At 34.6% G+C, this 20138-nt stretch carries 20 protein-coding genes; 10 read left to right on the forward strand and 10 right to left on the reverse strand.

Going from position 1 to position 20138, the window contains the following annotated elements:
• Window positions 1-75 precede the first annotated feature (75 nt).
• From WBG21_RS10795 to WBG21_RS10805, 3 genes are read right to left on the reverse strand one after another with little or no spacing between them, the layout of a single operon-like run.
• The gene (locus WBG21_RS10795) at window positions 76-543 is read right to left on the reverse strand and encodes a nuclear transport factor 2 family protein (protein WP_340077779.1); all 468 of its coding nucleotides are present in this window, start codon (window positions 541-543) and stop codon (window positions 76-78) included.
• A 31-nt stretch (window positions 544-574) separates the two neighbouring features.
• On the reverse strand, window positions 575-1918 hold the full coding sequence (locus WBG21_RS10800) for a serine hydrolase (RefSeq protein ID WP_340077781.1): 1344 nt from the start codon (window positions 1916-1918) through the stop codon (window positions 575-577).
• A 16-nt stretch (window positions 1919-1934) separates the two neighbouring features.
• The gene (locus WBG21_RS10805; RefSeq protein WP_340077783.1) at window positions 1935-2969 is read right to left on the reverse strand and encodes a S41 family peptidase; all 1035 of its coding nucleotides are present in this window, start codon (window positions 2967-2969) and stop codon (window positions 1935-1937) included.
• Between the two features lie 208 nt (window positions 2970-3177).
• Here WBG21_RS10805 and WBG21_RS10810 point away from each other — a divergent pair, with 208 nt between their 5' ends.
• Together WBG21_RS10810 and WBG21_RS10815 are read left to right on the forward strand one after the other, a co-directional pair.
• Entirely contained in the window at window positions 3178-4278 is a 1101-nt protein-coding gene (locus WBG21_RS10810; RefSeq protein WP_340077785.1) for a sensor histidine kinase, read from the forward strand.
• Window positions 4279-4284: 6 nt separating this feature from the next.
• Window positions 4285-4974: a LytR/AlgR family response regulator transcription factor gene (locus WBG21_RS10815; protein WP_340077787.1), complete on the forward strand. Its 690-nt coding sequence runs from the start codon at window positions 4285-4287 to the stop codon at window positions 4972-4974.
• Window positions 4975-4986: 12 nt separating this feature from the next.
• On the opposite strand, the gene WBG21_RS10820 is transcribed toward WBG21_RS10815, so the two are convergent.
• Window positions 4987-5781 carry a DUF2797 domain-containing protein gene (locus WBG21_RS10820; RefSeq protein ID WP_340077789.1) on the reverse strand — a complete coding sequence of 265 codons (795 nt, stop codon included), beginning with the start codon at window positions 5779-5781 and terminating at the stop codon, window positions 4987-4989.
• A 42-nt stretch (window positions 5782-5823) separates the two neighbouring features.
• Here WBG21_RS10820 and WBG21_RS10825 point away from each other — a divergent pair, with 42 nt between their 5' ends.
• Window positions 5824-7338, forward strand: a complete 1515-nt coding sequence (locus WBG21_RS10825; RefSeq protein ID WP_340077791.1) for a GH3 auxin-responsive promoter family protein — start codon at window positions 5824-5826, stop codon at window positions 7336-7338.
• 61 nt (window positions 7339-7399) lie between these two features.
• Here WBG21_RS10825 and clpX read toward each other — a convergent pair whose 3' ends face one another.
• The 6 genes from clpX to WBG21_RS10855 all read right to left on the reverse strand — a co-directional run bounded on the left by clpX (window position 7400) and on the right by WBG21_RS10855 (window position 12741).
• Window positions 7400-8629, reverse strand: a complete 1230-nt coding sequence (gene clpX / locus WBG21_RS10830; protein WP_340077793.1) for an ATP-dependent Clp protease ATP-binding subunit ClpX — start codon at window positions 8627-8629, stop codon at window positions 7400-7402.
• 34 nt (window positions 8630-8663) lie between these two features.
• Window positions 8664-9323 (reverse strand): ATP-dependent Clp endopeptidase proteolytic subunit ClpP, encoded by a 660-nt coding sequence (gene clpP, locus WBG21_RS10835; RefSeq protein WP_340077795.1) that lies wholly within the window; start codon window positions 9321-9323, stop codon window positions 8664-8666.
• Between the two features lie 99 nt (window positions 9324-9422).
• Entirely contained in the window at window positions 9423-10745 is a 1323-nt protein-coding gene (gene tig, locus WBG21_RS10840) for a trigger factor (protein WP_340077797.1), read from the reverse strand.
• Window positions 10746-10867: 122 nt separating this feature from the next.
• Window positions 10868-11212: a phage holin family protein gene (locus WBG21_RS10845; protein ID WP_340077799.1), complete on the reverse strand. Its 345-nt coding sequence runs from the start codon at window positions 11210-11212 to the stop codon at window positions 10868-10870.
• Window positions 11213-11252: 40 nt separating this feature from the next.
• Window positions 11253-12023, reverse strand: a complete 771-nt coding sequence (locus WBG21_RS10850; RefSeq protein WP_340077801.1) for an alpha/beta fold hydrolase — start codon at window positions 12021-12023, stop codon at window positions 11253-11255.
• Window position 12024: 1 nt separating this feature from the next.
• Window positions 12025-12741, reverse strand: a complete 717-nt coding sequence (locus tag WBG21_RS10855) for a pyridoxine 5'-phosphate synthase (protein WP_340077803.1) — start codon at window positions 12739-12741, stop codon at window positions 12025-12027.
• 96 nt (window positions 12742-12837) lie between these two features.
• Between WBG21_RS10855 and WBG21_RS10860 the strand changes: the two genes are divergently transcribed.
• The 7 genes from WBG21_RS10860 to WBG21_RS10890 all read left to right on the forward strand — a co-directional run bounded on the left by WBG21_RS10860 (window position 12838) and on the right by WBG21_RS10890 (window position 19913).
• The gene (locus WBG21_RS10860; RefSeq protein ID WP_340077805.1) at window positions 12838-13497 is read left to right on the forward strand and encodes a CBS domain-containing protein; all 660 of its coding nucleotides are present in this window, start codon (window positions 12838-12840) and stop codon (window positions 13495-13497) included.
• Entirely contained in the window at window positions 13497-14381 is an 885-nt protein-coding gene (locus WBG21_RS10865) for an NAD kinase (protein WP_340077807.1), read from the forward strand. The genes WBG21_RS10860 and WBG21_RS10865 overlap by 1 nt, the downstream gene beginning before the upstream one ends.
• Before the next feature lie 100 nt (window positions 14382-14481).
• A complete protein-coding gene (gene porG, locus WBG21_RS10870) occupies window positions 14482-15165 on the forward strand; it encodes a type IX secretion system protein PorG (RefSeq protein WP_340077809.1) in 684 nt (227 codons plus the stop codon).
• A 17-nt stretch (window positions 15166-15182) separates the two neighbouring features.
• Window positions 15183-15923, forward strand: coding sequence for an isoprenyl transferase (locus tag WBG21_RS10875; RefSeq protein ID WP_340077811.1), 741 nt, complete (start codon window positions 15183-15185; stop codon window positions 15921-15923).
• Window positions 15895-18519, forward strand: coding sequence for an outer membrane protein assembly factor BamA (bamA, locus tag WBG21_RS10880; RefSeq protein ID WP_340077813.1), 2625 nt, complete (start codon window positions 15895-15897; stop codon window positions 18517-18519). The genes WBG21_RS10875 and bamA overlap by 29 nt, the downstream gene beginning before the upstream one ends.
• Window positions 18520-18559: 40 nt before the next feature.
• Window positions 18560-19366, forward strand: a complete 807-nt coding sequence (locus WBG21_RS10885; protein WP_340077815.1) for an OmpH family outer membrane protein — start codon at window positions 18560-18562, stop codon at window positions 19364-19366.
• Between the two features lie 49 nt (window positions 19367-19415).
• A complete protein-coding gene (locus tag WBG21_RS10890; protein WP_340077816.1) occupies window positions 19416-19913 on the forward strand; it encodes an OmpH/Skp family outer membrane protein in 498 nt (165 codons plus the stop codon).
• Window positions 19914-20138 lie beyond the last annotated feature (225 nt).

The following is a 20138-nucleotide window of genomic DNA, read 5'->3' on the forward strand; positions in this document are numbered from 1 at the left end:
ATATAAAAAGACAAGAATAGACTTCATTAAATTGAAGTCTATTCTTTTTTCAGATACTATATTCAACAAAGAATATTATTGTGGGCGGCGCATTCTTTTTTGATGGTAGGCAAAAACTTTACCCATTATTTTCCATTTTCCATCAAGATTTTGCCATACCATATAGTCCGTATATAATTTTTTGCCGTCTTGATAAATTTCATTAACTGTTACAGCAGCATCATCTGTTACATTAACATCTAATAACTTGTATTCAATGTTTTCAAATTTCATATTCTTTAGCATATTAACCCAAGTATCAAGATCAAATTTTTTAAGTGTTCTCCCTTGAGGACTCATCATAGGTGCGTGAAATTGAAAGTCTTTATGAAAACCATCTCTGATGGCCTTTTCATTAAATTTTCTAAAAACCCCTTCTACATATGATTCTACTAATACAGCTTCGATAGCCGCTTTTGCATCAGAAGGTTTAGTCTGTGCGGTCATTGTGAACATTGGTGCGGCTACCAATATAAGAACTAATTTTTTCAATTGTTTTTTCATGATTACTTGATTTTAAAATTATTGTATAACATTATTTAATTTCTATTTCTGATTGAAAAATACCTCCTGGGACACGACGCTTGTTCGGGTTGTCAGGATCATGGTACGATACACCATCTACAATAAAACGATAATAGTGCTTACCGGTAGGAAGGTCAATTTTAGTGACCCATTTACCCTTTTCTTTTTTTAATGGATACTTAAACATGTTCCCATTAGTAAATGCGCCATGTACGGTTACCACATGGGCATTTTCATGACCCTTTAACTGAAATGTTGTTTTTCCGCCCATAGTAGGCTCAGGCAGTAATCCCATATGCTTTAATAGTAGTCCTGTAAAAGCATCTTTGATGAAAGTTGCACCATGAGGGTCTCTATTAGATAATATTGCAATTGCATATCCTTCATTCCAATATATCTGTAGCTCCCCATTGGCGCCTCCGCCACCTCCGCCATGACCGGTTGTTTGAATGCCAAAGATGTTGTTTGCATAAAATCCGTATCCGTACATTCCTCTACTTCTACCATCAACCCTTCCCTTTATCATTTCTTCAGTATTCTTTTTGCTAAGTAGCTCATAATTTTTTAAGCAATTAGAAAATTTTATCCAATCAATCACAGTAGAATATCCGCCACCACCTGAATTTCCATCATGGTCATATTCTACTAGTTCTGGTTCACCATTTCCTTGATTCATCCAATTAGAATAATGAGAGGCCATATTCTTTAAGTTTTTGTCATTAAGCTTAAATCCGGTATTTTCCATTTTAGCAGGATCAAAGATGTTTTTTTGGATATAATCAAAATAAGATATCCCAGTCACTTCTTCAATAATCAAACCTAAAACAACATAGCCGGCATTGCTGTAAGACATCCGTTCTCCAGGTGTAAATGCTAAAGGCTCATTTACAAATTGAGGGAGATAATCTTTTAGCTCAACTAAATATTTGGAGGCAGACATTCTTGGTAAAGAAGTAATCCCTGAGGTATGTGTTAATAAATGTTCTACGGTTATTCTACTGGCAGCATCTTTATTTGGATAATCAGGAATGATATCAATTAGTTTGTCACTTAATTTTAATTTTCCTTTTTCTACTAACTGCATAATGGCCATACCTGTAAACATTTTTCCCATAGAAGCATAATTATACTTTGTTTCAATGGTATTTGGGGTCTTTTTTTCCTTACTTGACAATCCGTAAGTTTTTTCAAAAATGTGTTTTCCATCTTTAGCAACAATAACGCTTCCGGAAAAATCCATATTCTTCAAAACAGCTTCAAAGTCGCTAATTAAAGCTTTCTGGTTAACCTTCTGAGCATTTATGCTCAGAATTGAAATGGCCAAGGCAATGATTGTTATAAAATTAGTTTTCATGATTTTTTATTAAATGTTAATTATTATTAATCAAATCAAGTGCTTTTTCTAAGGCTTCCTCAGCGGGCACTTTATGATGAGGTTCTATTCCAGTAGATTGAAACCCTTTCCCTGTGGAGGGATTCCATACTCTTCCTTGAGGTAAAAACATTTGAAGACTTTCACCTACAGGGACCATGCCTCCAAAATGTCCACCGCCACCAGTGTTTTCACCTACAATGGTCACACGATTGTTATTGTTTAGGCCAAATGTGAATGACTCTGCAGCTGAAAAAGTACGCTTACTAGTGAGAATATAAACAGGAATATCAACCAATGTTTTTCCTGAAATATTTTCTAATGTCCACCTTTCTTGTGGGGCATCCCAACCTCTTCGATAGGAAGTAGAAAGATGAGTAGGAGCATTAAAGAGATATGATGATAAATGAAGAACCATTTCCGGAGAGCCGCCAAAGTTTCCTCTTAAATCAATAATTAAAGCATCTACATCTGATAAAAAAGCCATAGCAGCATCTGCTTTTTTGATTGCTTCCGGTTCGGATGAAAACATGGAAAACTTTAAATAACCAATATTATTAGGTAAAATCTCTACATGGTCAAAACCATAATTATTTACATTTGGCACACCTCTTTGTTGAGGTGTTCTTCTAACAACCCTTCTTTCTGCATTTGGTGTTTGCCCTTCAGGTGTAGTTCCGCCAGGAACCATTCTCACAACCCTTCTTCTATTAGCTCCAGGCGCTTCTCCTTCTGTAAACCGTACATATAAATGCCTGTCATTGCTTAGATCAAATAATGTTTTAGTAAGTGCTTTAGAAAATGATTTTTTGCTTTGAACAGTATCAAAAATTCCTTTTTTGTATAGCTTTTTTAGAGAGGTTGCTATCTCTTTTCCTTTATCTTCATATATATATCCCTCTATTAATTGTTTAGAAATAGAGTCTATAGTCACCTTTATTTCTTTTTTATTAATTTCTTGACCATATGAATTAGTCGTAAAAAAACTAACACTAAAACCAATAAATAGTATAAGTAATATGAGTTTCTTCATTGCTTAGTACAATTAATTTTTTGTAAATGTATAGCAGTAATAATATAGATAATAACTTTACTAAGTTTGAACTGATGAAATATGGGAATATTTATGCAAAGTGCAATTATTTATGTGCCAAGTACTTCACATATAAAACAAGTCTTTTTGAACAAAATTCTCAATATGTTTTATTTAGCGCTATTATATGCTGTATTTTTGAAGTTAAATGAAGATAGATAAAAAAAATTATTTTTTTTTCCTCCATGCTCTTTTTTGGGCAATTACTTTTTGGGGCACATATAACATACTGGCTACTGCGAAGTTTTATACCATGAAAATGCACCCTGTTAAGGGAAAGGAAATTGCACTAGAGACTATCCATGAGCCAAACTATATCTACATTATATTAGTAGATGTTTTACTTAAAATGATCATGGTTTATGGAACGCTGTATATACTTATACCTAAATTTATTCCAAGTAAAAGATATCATCATTTTGTTATCTCGGCAATAGTTCTTTTCTCTATTACATTAATGGCAGGGCTCTTTTTTGAACAATTTTTTTCTGGAAAGTATATAGAACAAGATCTTTTTAAAAATTCATCTCGATTTTTAACTAATAGTATTGTTTTCCATATTGGGATATTTTCATTAGCACTAGGATATTACTTTTCTGTAAATTGGTATAAAATAGAAAAGCAACGTCAAAAACTGGAAAAAGAAAAGCTAGTATCTGAGTTGAAATTTTTAAAATCACAAATAAACCCTCACTTTTTATTTAATACGCTCAATAATATTTTTGCGATAGCCAGAAAGTATGAAAACCCACTATTGGCTGATTCTATTAATAAGCTTGCACACTTGATGCGATATATGCTATATGAAAATGATGTTGAAAAAGTTTCGTTGGATCGCGAAATTAAGTATTTAAAAGATTTTATAGAATTACAAAAATTAAGGTTATCAAATAACCAGTACAATACCATTGAATTTAATGAATCTGGCAACGTCAATAAATATACCATTGCTCCATTGCTCCTTATCCCGTTTGTTGAAAATGCTTTTAAATATAGCATTAGTTCAACAAGTAAAATAGAGATAAAGATAGCATTGAATATAGAAAATGAGACGTTAATTTTTACTGTAGAAAACTCTGTAAACTATAATAATGTTAACAACCATGAGGATAGTGGGATAGGCTTAAAAAATGTAAAAAGAAGACTAGAGTTGATCTATCCCGATAAATACAATCTCGAAATAAAAGAACAAAACAAACGATATTTCGTAAATTTAAGGTTAGAATTAGATTCAGAAATTATTCAATAAACAGGTATGAGATGTATTGCTATTGATGATGAGCCGATGGCACTTGAGATTATAAAAGATTATATAGAAAAAATCCCATATATTAAATCATGCCATACATTTACGAATGCTATAGAAGCACTCGCTTATGTTCAACAAAATAGAGTAGACCTTATTTTTTTGGATATTAATATGCCAGATTTATCTGGGATACAATTCTTAAAGGCATTAGACACAAAAATACCTACAATACTTACTACAGCATATTCGGAGTACGCTCTTCAAAGTTATGATTTTGATGTGGTAGATTATTTACTTAAACCAATAGCTTTTGACAGATTTTTAAAAGCTGTTCAAAAAGGACTAAAAGTGCTAAATATAAGTAATGATGTAATTACTGAAGATAATAAGGTAACAGAAAACGATTTTATTTCGATTAAAAGTGGCTCGAAGATATATCGAATAAAAACTTCTGAAATAAAATATATTGAAGGGGCAGGGAATTATTTAAGCTTTATAATGGAGAATAGAAAAATATTGTCTCTTATGAAAATGGATGAAGCTATTAATACATTGCCTTCTTATTTCGTTAGAACCCATAAATCATACATTGTCAATACCAAGCAGATTAATGTTATTGAAAATGACAGTGTAACAATAGGAAGTAAACGGATTCCCATTAGTAAAACATACAAAAATAATATACCAACCCTATAGACATAAGACTGTCTACCCAACAGCAATTTTAACCACATACCCTTCGCTACCCCGTACATTAAAAACAATGCCCTCTTCAAAAATGAGATATTGCCCTTTGATGCCCTTTAAAATACCGGTATATTGAGGTGTTTTATCTAGGTTTAAACTTTTTACTTTTTTAGGATATTCTAATACAGGGTAGTTGAGTTCGTATACTTTTTGGTTATTTTCAAGATAATACGGCTTCACCTCTTCGGGAAGAAAATCATCTAGCCGGTCTTTTTCAGCAATTAAGTCAATAGAGGTGATATCATTGGTTAACATTTTTCGCCAATTTGTTTTATCGCTCATGTGTGCTTTTAAGGCAACTTCCGTAATACCGGCCAGATATCGATTCGGAACCTCCACTACTTCAATGGCGGTATGTGCACCTTGGTCAATCCATCGTGTAGGCACCTGCACTTTTCGGGTAACACCTACTTTCAGATCACTCGATACAGCTAGATAGACAACATGTGGTTGTAACTGCATTTCTTTTTCAAATTCCAAATTGCGGTCTTCTTGCCCTAAATGGGCTTTGCTCAATTCAGGGCGCATTACCCAGTCACCTGTGCGAGGCGTTTCAAAAAAACAGCTTTTGCAAAACCCCTGCCGATAGATAGGCAGGTCTAAATGGCAATTAAGGCATTCGTGTTTTACAAAAGAAATGGTTACTTCCCTATCAAGCAACTGATTTAGATTGATAAAATCATTTTCCATATCCAAGTAATATTGAATAGGGGTTCCTTGTTCCGTTTTCATTTTTGTTAACACACCTTCGAACATGCTAAAAGATTTAGTACTTTTAAACTTTAAAGATAGTATAAAATGCCAATACCGCTGTTTAATTCTATTGCCTCTTGGCTACTAAAAAAACGTATCCACCAAATAGAACTTTTTTTAAAATACCCTGCGGAAGTACAAACCGAAGTATTAAATCAGCTCTTAACACTTTCACAGCATACAGAATTTGGCAAGATGCATGGATTTGAGGGAATGAAAAATTATGAAGCATTCGCTTCAAATGTACCTATAAACCATTATGAAGCTATAGAACCCATGATTGAACGCACCCGGAAAGGCGAACAAAACATTTTTTGGCACACACCTGTAAAGTGGTTTGCAAAAAGTAGTGGGACTACTAATGCAAAAAGTAAGTTTATTCCAGTGAGTGGAGAAGCTTTGGAAGACTGTCATTACAAATCTGCGAAAGATCTTTTATGTCTGTATTTAAACAATAATGAAAACTCGCAATTGTTTACAGGCAAAGGCCTTCGGTTAGGGGGGAGTAAAGAGTTATATGAAGACAATGGCACCTATTTTGGTGATTTATCAGCCATTTTAATAGATAATATGCCTTTTTGGGCTGAATTTAGTAGTACCCCTAGCAACAAAGTATCTTTAATGAGTGAATGGGAAACCAAATTGGAAGCCATCATCAATGAATCCATCCATGAAAATGTCACGAGTATGGCAGGTGTCCCTTCTTGGATGCTGGTGCTACTTAACAGGGTGATAGAAAGAACTGGAAAAGAGCATCTTTTTGATGTATGGAAAAACCTAGAAGTGTATTTTCACGGTGGCGTGAATTTTGGGCCATATAAGGAACAGTATAAGAAGCTCCTTCCAGGGGATCAGTTTAAATATTATGAGATTTATAATGCCTCTGAAGGCTTTTTTGCAATTCAGGACCGAAATGATTCTGATGAATTGTTATTGATGTTGGATTATGGTATTTTTTATGAGTTTATTCCGATGGACACCTATGGAACTACAAATGAATTGGTAGTGCCATTATGGGAGGTAGAAACGGGAAAAAATTACGCAATTATTATTACCACTAACTCAGGCTTATGGCGTTACAATATTGGCGATACGGTGCGTTTCACTTCAATAAGCCCATACCGGATAAAGGTAACGGGAAGAACCAAGCACCATATCAATGTTTTTGGAGAAGAGTTGGTCATTGAAAATACCGAAGAAGCACTTAAAAAAGTTTGTGAGGTTACAAAAAGTGAAATTGTGGATTATACGGTAGCGCCAGTTTTTATGAAAGGAAAAGAGAAAGGGGCACATGAGTGGTTGGTTGAATTTAGAACATCGCCAAAAGATTTAAATCAATTTGAAAGTATATTAGATGAAACATTAAAGTCGTTAAATTCTGATTATGAGGCAAAGCGATACAAGAATATGACACTTAAAAAACCTGTATTTAATGTAGCCCGTAAAAATCTTTTCCACGATTGGTTAAAATCAAAAAATAAATTGGGAGGGCAACATAAAGTGCCTCGATTATCTAATGACAGGACTTATTTAGAGGAGCTATTAACATTAAATCAATAAAAATAATAAACCTCATAGGTTTTTTTTAAAGCCTATGAGGTTTCAATATCAATGTGTTTTTTTACGAAACTGCCTTTAGTTTTTTAATGGTATCTCTTGATAGTTTTTCTTTAGCATATGTTTTGTCTACTACCAATGAGGTTTCTTCTGAGCTAGGGAGCTCAAACATCGCATCAGTTAGGATAGCCTCACAAAGTGAACGTAAACCACGAGCTCCAAGCTTATATTCTATGGCTTTTTCTACGATATAATCCAAAGCACCGTCAGTAATGGAAAACGCAATGTCATCCATTTCAAAAAGTTTGATGTATTGCTTTATAATAGCATTTTTAGGTTCTGTTAGAATAGCTCTTAGGGTCTTAGCATCTAACGGGTTCATATGGGTAAGTACAGGTAACCGGCCAATAATTTCTGGAATTAAACCAAAGTCTTTTAAATCTTTGGGAATAATGTATTGTAGCAGGTTTTCATTATCGATATGCTCTTCACTTTTAGAAGCACTATACCCGACAGCTTGCATGTTAAGCCTTCGGGTAATGATGCGTTCAACGCCATCAAAAGCACCTCCGGCAATAAAGAGTACATTTTCGGTATTAACTTCTATAAATTTTTGATCAGGATGCTTACGTCCCCCTTTTGGAGGAACATTTACTGTAGTCCCTTCCAATAATTTCAACAATGCTTGTTGAACACCTTCTCCGGACACGTCACGTGTAATGGATGGATTGTCACTTTTACGGGCAATTTTATCAATTTCATCAATAAAAACGATACCCCTTTCTGCTTTTTCAAGATTGTAATCGGCGGCTTGTAGCAAACGGGTCAAAATACTTTCTACATCCTCTCCTACGTAGCCGGCTTCAGTGAGTACAGTAGCATCTACAATAGCCAAGGGCACATTGAGCATTTTTGCAATGGTTTTGGCCATAAGTGTTTTCCCGGTACCGGTTTGACCAACCATAATGATATTACTTTTTTGGATATCAGTATCATCGCCCCCTTTTTGCAATAATCGCTTATAATGGTTATAAACCGCAACAGATAAGACTTTTTTAGTGGCTTCTTGTCCAATGATGAATTGATCTAAAAATGCTTTAATTTCTATGGGCTTCTTTAATACCAATTCATTGGAAAGTTCACTTGTTTTGGACTGTCTAGATTCTTCTACGACAATCCCATGTGCTTGCTCGATACAACGATCACATATATGGGCATCTAGCCCGGCAATTAATAAATTGGTTTCCGGTTTTTTTCTGCCACAGAAGGAGCATTCTAATTCTTCTTTTGCCATGAGGATTATTTTTTAAATAGGGGGCAAAATATCATTAGGTTTTTACCAATATTTCATCAATCATGCCATAATCTTTGGCTTCATTGGCTTTCATCCAATAATCGCGATCACTGTCTTCATGAACTTTTTCAAATTTTTGCCCGGAATGTTTCGCGATTATTTGGTACAGTTCGTCTTTTAATTTTAATATTTCCCGTGCGGTAATCTCAATATCACTTGCTTGTCCTTGTGCACCTCCCAATGGTTGGTGGATCATCACCCGGGAGTGTGTTAGCCCGCTTCGTTTTCCTTTCTCTCCTGCACAAAGTAATACAGCAGCCATTGATGCGGCAATACCCGTACAGATGGTCGCTACATCAGGTTTGATGAATTGCATAGTATCATAAATACCCAAACCTGCATATACACTTCCACCCGGGGAATTAATGTATATCTGGATGTCTTTTGATGCGTCTACACTCTCTAAGAAAAGTAATTGTGCCTGTATAATATTTGCAATTTGATCATCTATGGCAGTTCCCATAAAAATAATCCGGTCCATCATTAGCCGGGAAAAAACATCCATTTGTGCTACGTTCAATTGCCGTTCCTCTATAATATAAGGCGTCATACTACTAACAATTTTATTGTAGTACATACTGCTAACCCCATGATGTTGGGTAGCATATTTTTTAAATTCTTTTCCGTAATCCATAAAGGTCTGTATGTTTTTATACACTAAAAATTATAGTGTCATTTAAGATTGAGGAATTGGTTTTATATGCTTTCAAATATAAGTAATTAATTTTTCACCTTACCCGTAAACCTCTTTTACAAAGTTTTCATAGGTGATTTCCTTAGTTTTCAGATTTGCTTTTTCTTTGTATAGGGCTAATAGTTTCTGGCTCATTAATTGTTCTGAAAGCCTTTTTGCTTCTTCCTGATTGGAGAGTATACGGCCAGCAATGTCGTCAACATCTTTATCATCAGGGTTGCTTTGCCCGAATTGCATCATTTGTTTTTTAATGTATTCCTTTGCAAAGTCTTTAAGCTCATCAAAAGTGATGTTGAGGTTGTTTTCTTGAATGATTTTGCCTTCAATGAGTTGATACCTAAGGCCTTTTTCAGATTTTTTATATTCTTCGTCAGCTTGATCTTCAGTTAATGGGTCTTCTCCGGTAGCCTGAATCCATTTTTTAAGAAACTCTGTAGGAAGGTCAAATTTTGTGTTGGATACCAGATATTCAGTAATGTCATTAAGGAGCTTTTGATCGGATTGCTGTACAAATTGTTTTTCACTGTCTTCTTTGATTTTGGCTTTTAATTCCTCTTCAGAGGTTACCACATCTTTTCCAAAAAGCTTATCAAACAATTCTTGATCTAATGATGCCAATTCCCGTTCATTAATTTCCTCTATCTGGAAAGTAACATCTATTGCCAGATTATGTGCGTCATCATGGCTAATCCCCAGATGTTTTATGAGTTCATGATCATCATTAAACAATCCTTTGGTATTGAAAGAAATAGTATCGCCTATTTTAGCACCTATTAATTTTTGGACATTCTTTTTCCCTTTCAAATTTTCTGTTGACAGGGTAGTTTTTTGGCTGATGTCTTTTTCTTCATTAACAAACGTACCGGTTACTTCATTTTCTTTTTCAACAGTATCTTTAGAAATAAGTTTTCCATACTGCTTTCGAATACGGATTACTTGATCATTGACCATTTTTTTATCTGCGATGATCTGATAGTGAGGGATTGTTTTTTTGCTTTTTAGCTGGATATCAAAGATAGGAGCCAGCCCAAGGTCAAATTCAAAGGAAAATTCTTCAGCTTCCCAATCAAAACCTTCTTGTGGTTTTGGTAGTGGATTGCCCAAAACATCTAGTTTTTCCTCAACAAGATATTTATTAAGCGACTCCTGAAGTAATTTGTTTACCTCATCTACGAGAACAGCTCTTCCGTATTGTTTTTTAACCAACCCCATAGGAACATGGCCCTTACGGAACCCGGGAATATTGGCTTTTTTTCGGTAGTCATTTAAAATTTCGGCAACCTTATCACTATAATCATCTTTTGTGATGGCAACTTTCACAACTGCATTCAGGTCATCGATATGTTCTCTGGTAATATCCATAAGTATTGTATATATAAAGTTAAATCAGGAAAACCCTAATAAAAATTAGGCTTGCAAAATTAGAACATTTTTACAAGCTAGCCAAGTTTTTAATACGCTGAAATTCAAAGGATATGTTAATGTTATTTACCCTCTTTTAAAAGTGAAAATAATATAGATTGAAAGAATGACAACAACAAACTGAATATTACGGCCCACCATATTGTAGAAACGCTAAAACCGCCTACAAGCTTATCAGCAAATATGATAATGATGGCATTTATGATAAGTAAAAACAATCCTAGTGTTACGATGGTTACCGGCAATGTAAGGATGACTAAAATGGGTTTTACGATAACGTTTAACAGACTAAGCACCAATGCTACAATAATGGCTGTCCAATAAGTATCTACACTAACTCCTGGCAATACTTCAGAAAGGACTACAACTGCTATAGCTGATAATAATGTTTTTAAAATGAATTTCATTATGCTTGTTTTTACATTTTATAAAGATACAATATTCATTCTAAGCACGTAAAAAGTCAAAGGATAATTTGAAAAACTGCTCCGGGTTTTCAGCATGCAACCAATGCCCCGCATTTTCAATTGTGGCAATAGCCGCTTTTGGGAAATGATATTTGATGATAGTTTCGTCTTCTGGAGCAATATAGTTAGATTTGCCACCTTTTAAGAAAAGAGTAGGGCCTGAATAATGCGCTGTGCTTGAAAGGGCTTTACCAAGTGACTTAATAGTAGCGGTAAGTACTTTAAGGTTGAACCTGAATGCAAATTGGCTTGGGGTTTTCCGATAAAGACTTTTTAAAAGAAATTGCCTGACTCCAAGTTCAGGAATGTATTTGGCCAACTGTTCCTCTGCTTCGCTTCTATTGTTTACTGAATTACAATCAATAGCATTTAGTCCTTCTAATATAGTTTGGTGATGGACAGGATAATATTTAGGGGCGATATCAGCTATAAGCAGTTTAGAAACATTCTCGGGATAACTTGTGGCAAAGAACATTGCTGTTTTTCCACCCATGGAGTGACCGATGATATGTGATGTGTTAATATTATAATGTTGCATATAGTAAAGAAGGTCATCAGCCATCACCTCATAAGAAAATTCATTAGAGTGAAAACTCCGCCCGTGGTTTCTCTGGTCAATAAGATGCACTTGAAAACCATTTTCAGCATAGCTGTTCCCTAGTGTTTTCCAGTTATCGGACATACCTAGAAAGCCATGCAAGATAATAAGCGGAAGCCCTTCTCCTATAATATTAGAATGTAATAGCTGCATATTACGCCAGTTTATGAAGGTACATATTTACAACATTTTCAAATCCATAATACAAGGCCTCTGAAATGAGGGCATGCCCTATGGACACTTCCAGAAGGTTAGGGATGTTTTCTTTAAAAAAACGAATGTTATCTATATTCAAATCATGCCCCGCATTGATTCCTAGGCCTAATTCAGAAGCTAGCACAGCTGCTTTCCTATATGGAGCGATGCCTTTTTCAGCGTCTCCTTTTTCGTAAGCTATTGCATAAGCTTCCGTATAAAGCTCTATACGGTCTGTACCGGTTTCTAGTGCTCCTTCAATCATTTTAAGATCAGGATCCACAAAAATAGAAGTTCGGATGCTATTCTTTTTAAACTCTTGGATTACCTCTTGTAAAAAGATTTTGTTCTTTATAGTGTCCCAACCAGCATTAGAAGTAATAGCATCTTCAGCATCGGGTACTAATGTTACTTGTGTAGGTTTTATGTCTAAAACCAGACCAATAAACCTTTGAATGGGGTTCCCTTCAATATTAAACTCTGTATGAACAATGTTTTTAAGGTCTCTTGCGTCTTGATAACGAATATGACGTTCATCAGGGCGCGGGTGAATGGTAATCCCTTCTGCACCATATTCTTGAATGTCCTTGGCTACTCGCAAAAGATCGGGCACATTAGCACCTCTGGAGTTTCGGAGTGTGGCTATTTTATTGATATTGACACTAAGTTTTGGCATAATTTTTCCATCAAAGTATAAATGAGTGACAAAAATACAAAGTAGCTGCTGCTTATTGTCACAGAAATTAATTAATTTGCTGAAGAATTGATTAGGATGGCCAATACGAACGCATACATACGATATGATATTCAACCTTTAACCCCCACTACCTCAGTAGCAGATGTGAAGGCTATTTTTGCAGTACATACATATACGCATATGCCCGTTGTTGAAAATGATTTTTTAATTGGGAACATTTCTGAAGATGACATCCCTGCATTTGAGGATGAGCACACTATAGAAGAATATAGGTACACATTAGATGCCTTTTTTGTAAAAAAAGATACTATTTGGCTAGATGTGCTGGAAGCATTTGCCCGGCATGACACCAATGTAATGCCTGTTCTGGACGAGAAAAATGAATATATTGGATACTATGAGTTGATAGATATTGTATCATTATTTAATGAAACTCCATTTTTGAATGAGCCTGGAGGGATTTTAGTTGTTGAGAAAGGCATGAAAGATTATTCATTTAGTGAAGTTGCTCAAATTATAGAGAGTAACGAAGGAAAGCTTTTAGGGGCATTTATTTCTGACAGCCATGATGATATTGTCCAAATCACAGTAAAAATATCTGGTTCAGGGCTAAATGCCATTATGCAATCATTCAGGCGTTATAATTATGTCATAATTTCAGGCAATGAAGATGATCTTTACCTAGAAGAGTTAAAAACTAGATCAGATTACCTTAAAAAATTCCTTGATATATAATGAAAGTAGGAGTTTATAGTTATTTCCGACATGATGGTTCCGAAGAGTATGTAAAGCTGCTTTTGGAAGAGCTGGCGAATTACAATATGGAAGTATATGTTGAATCAAATTGTTGGGAAAATGTAAATCAAGAAGAGATTAGCACAGAAGCATACAAGACATTTGAATCTTATGAAGATTTAGATGATTCTTTCGACCTGTTTTTTAGTGTTGGGGGTGATGGAACTATCTTAAGAACTATTTTGTATGTCAGGGACCTTAATATTCCTATTCTGGGCATTAATACCGGAAGGCTAGGGTTTTTGGCAACAGTACAAAAAGAGGATATCCGTAGGGCAGTGAAAGATATGGTTGAAGGGAACTATGAAGTTGTAGAAAGAACATTGTTAGAGGTTCAAACTGATACGGTAATTAATGGTATAGGTGAACTTAATTTTGCATTAAATGAAATAGCAGTGAGCAGAAGGAATACAACTTCTATGATTACAGTAGAAACATACTTGGACGATGCATATTTGACGTCCTATTGGGCAGATGGGCTTATTATAGCGACACCTACCGGCTCTACCGGTTACTCTTTGAGTTGTGGCGGGCCCGTAATAGCACCTGATACTTCGGGATTGGTGATTACTCCTATTGCACCACACAATTTAAATGCACGCCCTTTGGTAATTCCTGATAATGTTACAATAAAACTTAGCGTTTCAGGAAGGGAGAAAACACATCTTATTTCATTAGATTCCAGAATTGCCACTACCAATAATCAAACAACATTGATTATCAAAAAAGCTCCGTTTACTATAAAAATGATAGAGCTTGCTTCCGAAAGCTTTTTAAAAACTCTCAGAAAAAAGATGCTTTGGGGAGAGGATAAGCGCAACTAGGCAATAAAATCATCTAAAAATTGTTTATCAAACACATCGTTTGTGCTTTAAATTGCTATTGAGCAACGAGAATTAGTATATTTGCAAACTCTTAAAATTTATGGGGAAAAACATATTGATGATTATTGCTCTTATTGGAGCAAATGTAGGGGTCGCCCAAAACCATGAATTGGGTGTTTTTATTGGAGGGAGTAATTATGTAGGGGATATAGGCCCTACTAATTATATAAACCCAAACAATATTGCTTATGGGGTTTTATATAAATGGAACAGAAACAGTAGATTTTCGTATAGAGCGAGTTACACGATGACAGATATTGAAGCAAATGATTTGGATTCAGATAGTGGCTCTAGACAACAAAGAGGATTAAAGTTTAAAAATACAGTGAGGGAATTATCGGCAGGAATTGAGTTTAACTTTTTGGATTTTGATTTACATAATTTTAGAAATCCTATTACTCCTTATGTGTATGGAGGTATTTCATATTTCAGTTATACATCCTTATCATTTAATGTCTTTGGGGAAACAGTAGACAATGGTAACAAAAATACATTTGCTATTCCAATGGTAGTGGGCGTTAAGGCTAAAATAGGCCGACATCTCATATTAGGAGCAGAAGTAGGAGTAAGATATGCACTTACAGATAACTTGGATGGTAGCAACCCGGAGAACCTTCCTAGTTTGAGATTTGGAAACATTAATAGTGATGACTGGTATGTGTTTTCGGGAATAACACTCACATATAGTTTTGGTAGAGACGCATGTTTCTATAATCATAGATAGACAAGATAAAAGGCATCATGAGCCAGAAAGACCTCATTAACAAAAAAACACTTCCCAAACATGTAGCCATCATAATGGATGGGAATGGGCGTTGGGCTAAACAAAGAGGAAAGATGCGAGTCTTTGGACATGAAAATGGAGCTAAAGCAGTAAAAGAGGTAGTAGAAGGAAGTGCTGAAATAGGAATCAAAAACTTAACATTATATGCTTTTTCTACTGAAAATTGGAAACGGCCAAGGTTGGAAGTTGAAACATTGATGCGCTTGTTGGTAACCCATCTCCGAAAAGAAGTGAAAACATTGATAGATAATAATATTCGGCTCAAGACAATTGGAAATTTATCTACACTTCCCAAACAAACACAAAGAGAATTAATAGAAGTCATTGAAAAAACCAAAGAAAACACACATATGACACTCACAGTTGCATTGAGCTATGGTTCAAGAGAAGAATTGAAAAATGTTTTTAAGTGTCTGTGTGCCAAAGTTAAAAATAATATAATTTCTGTAGAAAATATTGATGAATCAATTATAAATGCACATCTTTACACCCATGATTTGCCCGATGTTGATTTATTGATAAGGACAAGCGGAGAACATAGGGTAAGTAATTTTTTATTGTGGCAAATAGCATATGCCGAATTGTATTTTACAGACATATTATGGCCGGATTTTAAAAAAGAAGATTTATATTCGGCCCTGTTAAATTATCAAAATAGAGAACGGAGGTTTGGAAAGACAAGTGAACAGCTTAACTAAAAACACTTTTTTTATAAGCGTTTTTTGGTTACTATTAGGAATATTTATTTTATGTAGTCATTCGACAAATGCCCAAGAGACTACCTTTGATAAAGGCAAGAAATATATTTTAGGAGGTATCGAAGTTACAGGTATAAAAAGTTACAATGAACAAACAGTTGTAACTTTTACAGGACTTCGAGTAGGCCAACCCATCACTATTCCCGGAGAAGAAATAAGTAAAGTACTCAACAAACTTTGGAAACTGGAACTATTCAGTGATATCAACTTATACATCACCAATATTGAAGGGGAAACAGTTTTTTTAGAATTAAACATTAAAGAGCTTCCAACACTTTCAGAAGCAAAAGTTACAGGAATAAAAAAACGAAAAATAAAGGACATCGTAGATGATACTGAGCTTAAAAAAGGCAAAAAACTAACAGAAAGCTTTTTGACAACAACCAAAAACTATATTATAAATAAATATAGAAAACAAGGGTATCTCAATGCAAAAGTGAATATGGTTTCTACACCGGATACCACTGACACAAATTCAGTTAAATTATTGGTCAATATAGATAAAGGAGATAAAGTAAAAGTCAGAAATATTACGTTTGAAGGAAATGAAAAGTTAAAAAGGAAAAAATTGCGTTCTGCAATGAAGAACACTAAAGAAAAATTTCCTTTGCGGTTTTGGAAAAAGTCAAAATTTATTGAAGATGATTACAAAGAAGACTTAACGGGTATTATAGATGCATATAAAGAAAGAGGCTATAGAGATGCTCGCATCACATATGATACAGTTAAATATGATAGAAAAGGAAACACCATTGATATTGATATAAAAGTAGAAGAGGGCAATAAATATTATTTTGGAACTATTGATTTTGTTGGCAATACCGTATATACAGATGAGCAATTAAGGCAAGTATTAGGTATTAAGAACGGAGAAACCTACAATGGTGTACTTCTTAAAAAACGAGTTCAAGATAACACAAAACCGGATGCCCAAGATTTGACAAACCTATATCAAAACAATGGGTATTTATTCTCAAGGATCAACCCGGTAGAAGTTTCTGCAGAAAATGATACGATCGATTTTGAGATTAGAATTATAGAGGGAAAACCAGCTTATATCAACAATGTCCGGGTTGTTGGGAATGACCGAACCAATGACCATGTTATTTACAGAGAGATACGGACTAGACCGGGACAATTGTACAGCAAAGAAAATATTATAAGAACCATAAGGGAATTAGGCCAGCTAGGGTTCTTTGACCCGGAACAAATAACTCCGGACATCCAGAATGTAGATCCTAATGCAGGAACTATTGACATCGAATATGGATTGGTTGAAAGTGGGGCAAGCCAGGTAGAATTGCAAGGAGGTTTTGGAGGAGGAGGTTTTATCGGGACCTTGGGGTTGTCATTTAACAATTTTGCTATAAAAGACATCTTTAATAAAAAGGCATACAAGCCCGTGCCTATGGGTGATGGACAGAGATTATCCTTGCGTTTACAAGCTAGCAGGTCATTCCAAACCTATAGCTTTTCATTTTCAGAACCATGGCTGGGAGGTAAAAAACCTGTACAATTCTCAGCGTCATTATCACATACAGTTCAATTTTTGTTCAACCCATTTAATAGAGATGTTGACCGTGACAGAAGATTTTTGATTACAGGGCTTACTTTAGGGCTGGCAAAGCGATTGGAAGTTCCTGACAACTTCTTTACATTATCACACGCAATTAGTTTTCAACATTACAATCTAAAAAATTATAACACAGCGTTATTTACATTTGGAGATGGATTCTCAAACAACATAGCATACACCATAGCATTAAGCAGAAACAATACCTATACAAACCCCATCTTTCCTCTTGGAGGTTCTCAGTTTTCAATTAGTGCAAAAGTTACAGCACCTTATTCATTATTTAATGATATTGATTATGGTGATTTAGAAAACCAAGAAGAATTCCAAGTAAAAGATGCTCAGGGGAGAATTATTGGAATAGACGGCCGACCCATTTCTGAAACTGGATTAGATCCAATTCCAGATAGAGGGAAAATAGATCAGGAACGATTTAAATGGTTAGAATTCTATAAAATTAAATTTAATGGTGCATGGTATACCCGGATAATTGATAAACTGGTATTAAAGACCCAAGCAGAATTTGGATTTTTAGGAGCATATAACAATGATCGTGGGGTAGTTCCTTTTGAACGTTTTTTCTTGGGAGGTGATGGGCTAGGTAATTTCACACTAGATGGAAGGGAAACTATTGCACTGAGAGGATATCCTAATCAATCATTGTCTGACCCTGATGGATCAACCATCTACAATAAGTTTTCATTGGAAATGCGATATCCATTAACACTTAAGCCTACAGCATCTATTTATGGACTTACATTTTTAGAAGGAGGCGCAGCATATAACAATTTTCGGGAATATAATCCGTTTCAATTACAAAGGTCGGCAGGAATTGGAGTGAGAATATTCATGCCTGCATTTGGTCTTTTAGGAATTGATTTTGGCTATGGGTTTGATGATATCAATGGTACAGGACAAGCCAATGGTTGGGAAACACATTTCATAATAGGTCAACAATTTTAATGTTTGGCATGATATTTTCTACACTTAAAACATATAAAATATGAAAGCCAAGATTCTTTTATTAATGGTAGTAAGCTTTGGAGTACATTTAACATTTGCTCAAAGAGGAGTAAGAATAGGTTATATTGATATGGAATATATTCTTCAAAATGTAGAAGAATATCAAGAAGCAAATACCCAACTCGATTCTAGAGTTCAAAAGTGGAAACTAGAAGTAGAGCAAAAAAAGAATGAGATAGATCAAATGAAGAAAGATTTAGATGCTGAAAAAGTATTATTAACAAAGGAACTGATAGCAGAAAGAGAAGAAGATATAAAAATATTAGAAGAAGAGATGTTGGAGTATCAGCAGGACAGATTTGGCCCTAATGGAGATTTGGTGATCCAAAAAAGACTGCTTATTCAACCAGTGCAAGATCAGGTGTTTAATGCAGTTCAAGAAATTGCGGGCAACAAGAGATATGATTTTATTTTTGATAAATCTGCAGATGTCGTAATGCTGTATTCTGATAAAAAATACGATATTAGCGACTTGGTTTTAAGAAGTATTGACCGCACAAGAAAAATAGATGAACGAAAGGGGAATAATAATAAAAAAAGCGAAAAAGATAAGTTTGAAATAGAAAAAGAACCCAGTCCAGAAGTTCAAGAACGTATAAAAGCAGCAGAGGAAAAAAGAGAAGAAAAAGCCAAAACCCTCGAAGAGAGAAGACAAGAGAAGATAAAAGAAAGAGAGGCATTAAAAAAAGCATATGAAGAAAGAAGGAGAAAACTATTAGAAGAACGCGAAGCAAGAAAAAAAGCAGCCAAAGAAGCTAGAGAAAAAAAGAAAGACAGCATTAATTAAAAAACAATACGAAAATAAATAACACTTAAAATTTAATACATTAGATATCATGAAGAATTTAAAATCATTTGTAATTGTTATTGCATTATTCATAGGAACAATTGGGTATGTAAATGCACAAAGTAAAGTAGCGCATATTAATGTTCAAGAGTTAGTTTCACAGATGCCCGAAATGAAAGCAGCTCAAGCAGAGCTAAAAAAGCTTGAAGAAACGTATAAAGCAGATCTGTCTAGTTCGGCAAAAGAACTTCAGAATAAACTTGTTCAATATCAAAATGAGGCGGTGTCAAAAACACAAGAAGAAAACAAAAAGCGCGCTGAAGAAGTTCAAGGAATGGAAAAAAACATATTAGAAGCAGAACAAGCAGCAGGAAAAGAACTTCAGAAAAAACAAGTGGAACTTTATGAGCCAATACTTAAAAAAGCAAATGACGCTATTCAAAAAGTTGCCAGAGCACAAGGTTTTGAATATGTGTTAGATGCCTCTCCGGGAGGGGGAGTTATAATGGCTGACGGGAAAGATTTGCTCGCAGATGTTAAAAAATAGTTAGGTTTTTAGAATTTTATTAAAAAAAATAGTTAAGATTATAAATAGAGCCGGTTTTTTCCGGCTTTTTTATTTTACGTGAATTACTGATTTAATGTCGAATTATGGTTTTACCACCTTTCTTATAATTGAAATACATATATTACTTAATATATAATTTTTTTCTTTCATTTTTAAAAAGTAATGACTCTTCACTTTAAATTATTTTTTATTTTAGCTATGAAC

Origin of the sequence: Leptobacterium meishanense, assembly GCF_037645805.1 — a bacterium.
Taxonomy (GTDB): Bacteria; Bacteroidota; Bacteroidia; order Flavobacteriales; family Flavobacteriaceae; genus Leptobacterium_A; species Leptobacterium_A meishanense.